The organism is Halobacterium bonnevillei (genome assembly GCF_009831555.1).
In the GTDB taxonomy this organism is placed as follows: Archaea; Halobacteriota; Halobacteria; order Halobacteriales; family Halobacteriaceae; genus Halobacterium; species Halobacterium bonnevillei.
Window position 1 is genome coordinate 1 of sequence record NZ_WUUU01000189.1, and the last position, 5456, is coordinate 5456.

The 5456-nt window shown below is 69.8% G+C and carries 4 protein-coding genes and 1 pseudogene; 1 reads left to right on the plus strand and 4 read right to left on the minus strand.

Annotated features, from left to right (window positions below):
- Positions 1-14 precede the first annotated feature (14 nt).
- Positions 15-1942 (minus strand): annotated as a pseudogene (locus GRX66_RS16065) (aconitate hydratase).
- 218 nt (positions 1943-2160) lie between these two features.
- On the opposite strand from GRX66_RS16065, the gene GRX66_RS16070 reads away from it, so the two are divergent.
- Positions 2161-2553 carry a DUF7522 family protein gene (locus GRX66_RS16070; protein ID WP_159527432.1) on the plus strand — a complete coding sequence of 131 codons (393 nt, stop codon included), beginning with the start codon at positions 2161-2163 and terminating at the stop codon, positions 2551-2553.
- Between the two features lie 3 nt (positions 2554-2556).
- Here the strand turns inward: GRX66_RS16070 and GRX66_RS16075 are convergent, their stop codons facing one another.
- The 3 genes from GRX66_RS16075 to GRX66_RS16085 all read right to left on the minus strand — a co-directional run.
- Positions 2557-3945, minus strand: a complete 1389-nt coding sequence (locus tag GRX66_RS16075; RefSeq protein WP_159527433.1) for a dihydrolipoyl dehydrogenase family protein — start codon at positions 3943-3945, stop codon at positions 2557-2559.
- Between the two features lie 105 nt (positions 3946-4050).
- A complete protein-coding gene (locus GRX66_RS16080) occupies positions 4051-4896 on the minus strand; it encodes a hypothetical protein (RefSeq protein WP_159527434.1) in 846 nt (281 codons plus the stop codon).
- A gap of 143 nt (positions 4897-5039) precedes the next feature.
- The coding region (locus GRX66_RS16085; protein ID WP_233745588.1) for a PfkB family carbohydrate kinase at positions 5040-5456 on the minus strand (417 nt) is incomplete at its 5' end.

The following is a 5456-nucleotide window of genomic DNA, read 5'->3' on the forward strand; positions in this document are numbered from 1 at the left end:
TGGTGGCCGGTCGGTCAGTCACGCTCGCGCTCGAGTTGCGCGAGTTTCCCGCCGGCGAGCAGCGTCTCGCGCTCGCCGGGCGTGAGGTCGACGCCGGCCTCGAACGTCCAGTCGCCGTTCACTGACACCGTGACGTCGTCGGCCCCGTCCCGGATCGCGCTGGCGACGTCCTCGACGATGGCGAGGTCGTCGCCCTCGTCGATGCGGTCGTAGGCGTCGTCGGGCAGGGTCAGCGGCACGACGCCGAAGTTCACGAGGTTCGCGAAGTGGATGCGCGCGAAACTCTTCGCGAGCACGCCGTCGACGCCGAGCACCGCGAGTTCGAGCGCGGCGTTCTCCCGCGAGGAACCCTGGCCGTAGTTCTCCCCGGCGACCACCCACCCGCCGTCGGCGGCCCGCGCCGTCTCCGGGAAGTCCTCGTCCACGCGGACGAGCGTGTAGTCCGCGCACGCCTGCGGGTCCGACCACAGCGACATGACCTCGGCGTTCGCGGGGACGATGTGGTCCGTCGTGACGTTCGCGCCCGCTTTCGTGAGCACGGGGCCGTCGACGTCCTCGCTCAGCGGCGGTTCGAGGGGGACGCTGCCGATGGTGTCGCCCTTCCGGACCTCGGTGTCCGGGTCCGGAGCGAGAATCTCCGCGTCGGTCCGGGTCATATCAGCGGGCAGCGACACAGACGGCGGGTCGACGTCGAGGTCGCGGGGGTCCGTGATTTCGCCGGTGACGGCGCTCGCCGCGACGACCTCCGGGGACGCGAGGTAGACGCTGTCGTCGGGCAGCCCCGACCGGCCCTTGAAGTTCCGGTTGAACGCCCGGAGGCTCACGGAGTCCGACGCGGGCACGTGGCCCTGGCCGATGCAGGCGCCGCAGGTCGCCTCCGAGAGGTTGACGCCCGCCGCGTAGAGGTCGGTAGTGCCGCCCTCCCGGGAGAGCACTTCGACCGCGCGCTTCGACGCCGGCGCGACCACGAAGTCCGTCTCGCCCGCGACCGTCTCGCCCGCGACGACGTCCGCGACCGTCGCGACGTCGAAGTACGACCCGTTCGTGCACGTGCCGACCAGACACTGGTCGACGGGCTCCCCGCGACCGCGGAGACGGGCACGACCTTGTCCGGCATCGACGGCTTCGCGACGAGCGGTTCGACGTCGGCGAGGTCGACGCGCAACTGGTCGTCGTACGCGGCGCCTTCGTCCGGCGCGAGCTCGGTGAATGCGTCCTCGCGGCCGAGGCGACGGAGGTGGCGCCGCGTCCGGTCGTCGCTCGGGAACACCGCGGTGGTCGCGCCGAGTTCGGTGGTCATGTTCGCGATGGTGCAGCGCTCGGGTACCGACAGCGTCTCGACGCCCGGGCCCGTGAACTCGAAGACCCTGCCGACGCCGCCCTCTACGGAGAGGCGCCGCAGCAGTTCGAGGATGACGTCCTTCGCGGACGCCCAGTCCGCGAGTTCGCCGTCCAGGCGGACCTCGACAATTTCCGGCATCTCGAAGGTGTACGCCGACCCGCCCATCGCCGTCGCGACGTCCAGGCCGCCCGCGCCGATGCCGATGGCGCCGAACCCGCCCATCGTCGTGGAGTGGGAGTCACACCCGAGGAGGGTCGCGCCCGGTTCGATGAACCGCTCCCGGTGGACCTGGTGGCAGATGCCGTTGCCGGGTTTCGAGAAGTGGCCGCCGTAGTGCTGGGCGGCCGTCCGGAGGTAGCGGTGGGTGTCCGTGTCGTCGCTGTCGAACTGGTACACCTGGTGGTCGGCGTACGTCACCGCGACGTCGGTCTGTACCTCGTCGAACCCCAGCGCCTCGAACTCGATCCAGACCAGCGGCCCCAGGACGTCCTGCAACAGCACCTGGTCGACGTCGATTGCGATGGTCTCTCCCGGCGTCAACTCGCCGTCGGCGAGGTGGTCGCCCAGCAGTTGCTCGGTCAGCGTCCGCGGCGAATCCATGCGGACTGATACCACGGCCATCGAGAAGACGCTTGCGTTGACCCGCAGTTTTCGCCGTCCAGCGCTGCCAGCGACACGCAGCGTAGTCCTCGGACGGGCCGTTGGCCGACTCTCCTCGACGCGTCGCCGGGGTCGAACTCCGTCGATGCCCGATGTGGTATCCCAACGCCTGAGAATTACTCGCGTGGTTTTTGGCGCTGGCTCACGCGTGGGCACACATGAGCAGCGAAGCAGACTACGTGTCCGAGGACCTCGCGAACGAACTCGTGTCAGCGTGTCGGACCACGGTGGGCGACCGCCTCCGCAGCGTCACGTACTTCGACACCGTCGGGGAGGAACAACTGTACCTCCGCGACGACCTCGAACCCGGCGCGAACATCGTCGGGTTCGCCGACAACGAACGCCTCGGGTTCCGGTCCAAGACCATCTACGACGGCTCCGAGCTCGGCGAGTACCAGTTCACCATCCGGGTGTTCGAGCACGGCTACCTCACCAGGGTCATCGGCGATTACCACGGCACGTTCGTGACGACCGACCGCCTCCCGACGGACCGCTTCGAGGACCTGGCCAGCGCCGTCGAGAGCGTCCTCGAGGACCACGAATCCACCTGACGCTCAGAGCTGGTCGGCGGTCTCGCGGAACAGGCCGTCCAGGATCTCGGGGGTGGTCGGGTGGTACGCGCGGTCCGGGATCTCGCGCACGTCCATCCCCGCCTCCAGGACCACCTGCATCGTCTTCGCCATCACGTCCGCGTGATAGTGGAGGCCGTGATACCCCAGGACCGTGCCGTCGTCGGCGTCCACGACGAGGCGCGCGGTCCCGCGCGGGGCGTCTTTCGTCTTGAACACCCCGTCGTCGGTCGCGTCGCGCTGCGCGGTCACAACGTCGCGGCCCACCTCCCGTGCTTCCGGGGCGGTCAGCCCGAGCGACGCGAACGGGTAGACGCCAGTCCCGGAGAACAGCACCTTGTGCGGGAGCGGGTCGTAGCGCTCCAGTTCCTCGCCCACCTCGCTGTGGAGGACGTTCCGCCCGGCCAGGTAGCCCTCCTCTTTCGCGTTGTGCAGCAGCATCCGCTCGCCGTTGGCGTCCCCCACGACGAACACGCGCTCGTCGTCGACGGACTGCAGCGTCCCCTGTACCCAGTCCGGCCAGGGGTCCAGGCTCGTCGCGTCCAGGCCGTCCGGATACGAGGGCCGCCGGCCGGTGAACAGGAACAACTGGTCGCCTTCGGCGGTCGTCCCGTCCTCGAGGTGGAGTCGGACGCCGCCGTCGGTCGTCGGTTCTACGCGCTCCTCGTACACCTCGGTCCGGACGTCGACGCCGAACTCCTCGCGGTACATGTCCAGCAGTTCCTCGCCGAACGACCGGTGGTAGTCGTCCAGCGGCCGGTCGTCGTGCTCGATGACTGTGATGTCCATGCCGGCGGCCTCCGAGAGGTACGGCACCAGCTCCAGGCCGACGTACCCGAACCCCATGACGACGCCGGAGTCCGGGAAGTCGGTCGCGTCGAGGACGTCTCTGCTCCCCATCCAGTCCACGTCGCCGAGGCCCGGCAGGTCCGGGACGTTCAGGTCCGAGCCAGTCGCGACGACGACGTAGTCGGCGTCCACGCGCTCGCCACCCACGTCCAGCACGCAGTCGTCCACGAACTCGGCCGTCTCGTGGTGGAACGTGACGTTCTCGCGCTCCGCGAGGTCGTGGACGGCGGCGCGGCGGTGTTCGGCGAACCCGAGCACGTGGTCGTCTTTCGTCTCGACGACGGCGTCGAGGTCGACGGCCGGCGGGTCGCCGGTCAGTCGGTGGTCGTGGCGGGTCTGGTAGCGGTGCGCGGCGGCGGACAGTACCTCCTTCGACGGCATGCAGCCACGCAGGATGCAGAGGCCGCCGCCCGGGTCGCCGTCGTCGACGAGCGTGAGTTCGACGTCCGCGTCGGCCAGCACCTCGGCGGCCGCGACGCCAGCGCTCCCGTACGCTCCGACGACGACGACGTGTGGACGCGTCATGCTCGGACGGACGGCCGCCCCCGAGAAATGGTTTCTGTCCGGCGACTCCCTCGCCGCGTTCCGGGGACCCCGTACCCGCCAAGCGTCCGCCTCGTCCCGTACTGGTCAGTCCGCGTCCGTCCGGTTGACCGCCGTGTCGAACCACTCGGGACGCTCGACGGTCGTCTCGCCGACCTCCGAGAACGCAACAGTTCGCGTCACCTCGGTGCCGTCCTCCTCGTAGGAGACGTCCATCCGCTGGACGAAACCGTCGCCGGTGACGCTCGCCTCCACGGTGAACTTCGAGACGGTGTCGCCGCGGAACTGCGCGTCGCCGGACGCGTTCCCGAGCACGCGGTACACCGTCTGTCCGTCGCCGCTGGTCTGGTCGACGATGGTCGTCCACGACGCCGTCGTGAACACGTCGTAGACGTAGCCGCGGGCGTGGCGCTCCTCGAGGAGTTCGTGCGAGTTCGGCGATGACGCGTCTGCCCACCCGTTCGGCTGGACGTTGTAGGAGACGTTCCCGTCGCCGCTTTCGGCCCGGGAGTAGACGTAGGTGGCGTTGGCGTACTGGTGTATCTCGCCGCCACTGTCGGTGTACGAGTGTGTGGCGGAGAACGCCTGCCGGGTCTCCCACCGCGACGCGTTCTCGACGCGGATCGTCGTGGCAATCCACGACGTGTTCCCGGCGGTCCGCGTCGTCTGATTGTCTTCTCGCGCGAAGGACTTCCCGGACAACCAGCCGGCGTGCGCGTCGGCGAGCGCGAGCGGGTCGACGAGCGTCCCGCTGTTGAATCCCGGCGCCGCGATCACTGGCTGCGTCTGCGTCGGTTCCGCAGTCGTCTGTCTCGTCGGTTCCGCAGTCGTTTCGGGTGCGTCCGTGGTGGTCGTCGACTGGCCGCCGAATCCGGCACAGCCGGCGGTCACCGCGAGGAGGGCGATTGCGACGACGAGCGAGGACCGAGCCATGCCTGTGAGTGCCGCGGGCACGGGTAAGTCCTTTCGGGGGATAGAACGGCCCGGCTACTGCCGGAGCGCCTAGAGGGCCGCAGCCGGCATCGCGAGAGCGCTGCAGCGATGCTGAAGCCGGGAACGCGCGCCCCGGTCGCTTCTCAGCGGTCGATACCGTCCGCGTCGCCCGCTAGCACGCCCTCCACTTCCTCGCGGGTGACCAGCGCGACGTCGCCCGGGATCGTGCGCTTCAGCGCTGCCGTCGCCGCCCCCCACGCGAGCGCGTCGGGCACGGACCCGTCCTCGATGCGTCGCGCCAGGAATCCGCCGACGAACGCGTCCCCGGTCCCGATTGCGTCGTGGGTGTCCGCGTCGAACACAGCCTGCTCGGAGACGGTCCCGTCGTGGACCGCCAGCGCGCCGTCCGCGCCGCGCGTGACGACCACCGTCTCGAAGTCGAAGTCGGCCGCCAGCCCACGCCCGACGTCCGCTGCGCTCCCGTCGCGGGCAAGCACGTGCTCGGCGTCCCGGTGGGCGACGACCAGAACGTCGACGTCCGGGAACAGGGACACGAGCAC

Coding starts and splice junctions, on each gene's coding strand:
- GRX66_RS16070 (WP_159527432.1), top strand. CDS start 2,161: ATGAGCAGCGAAGCAGACTACGTGTCCGAGGACCTCGCGAACGAACTC.
- GRX66_RS16075 (WP_159527433.1), bottom strand. CDS start 3,945: ATGACGCGTCCACACGTCGTCGTCGTCGGAGCGTACGGGAGCGCTGGC.
- GRX66_RS16080 (WP_159527434.1), bottom strand. CDS start 4,896: ATGGCTCGGTCCTCGCTCGTCGTCGCAATCGCCCTCCTCGCGGTGACC.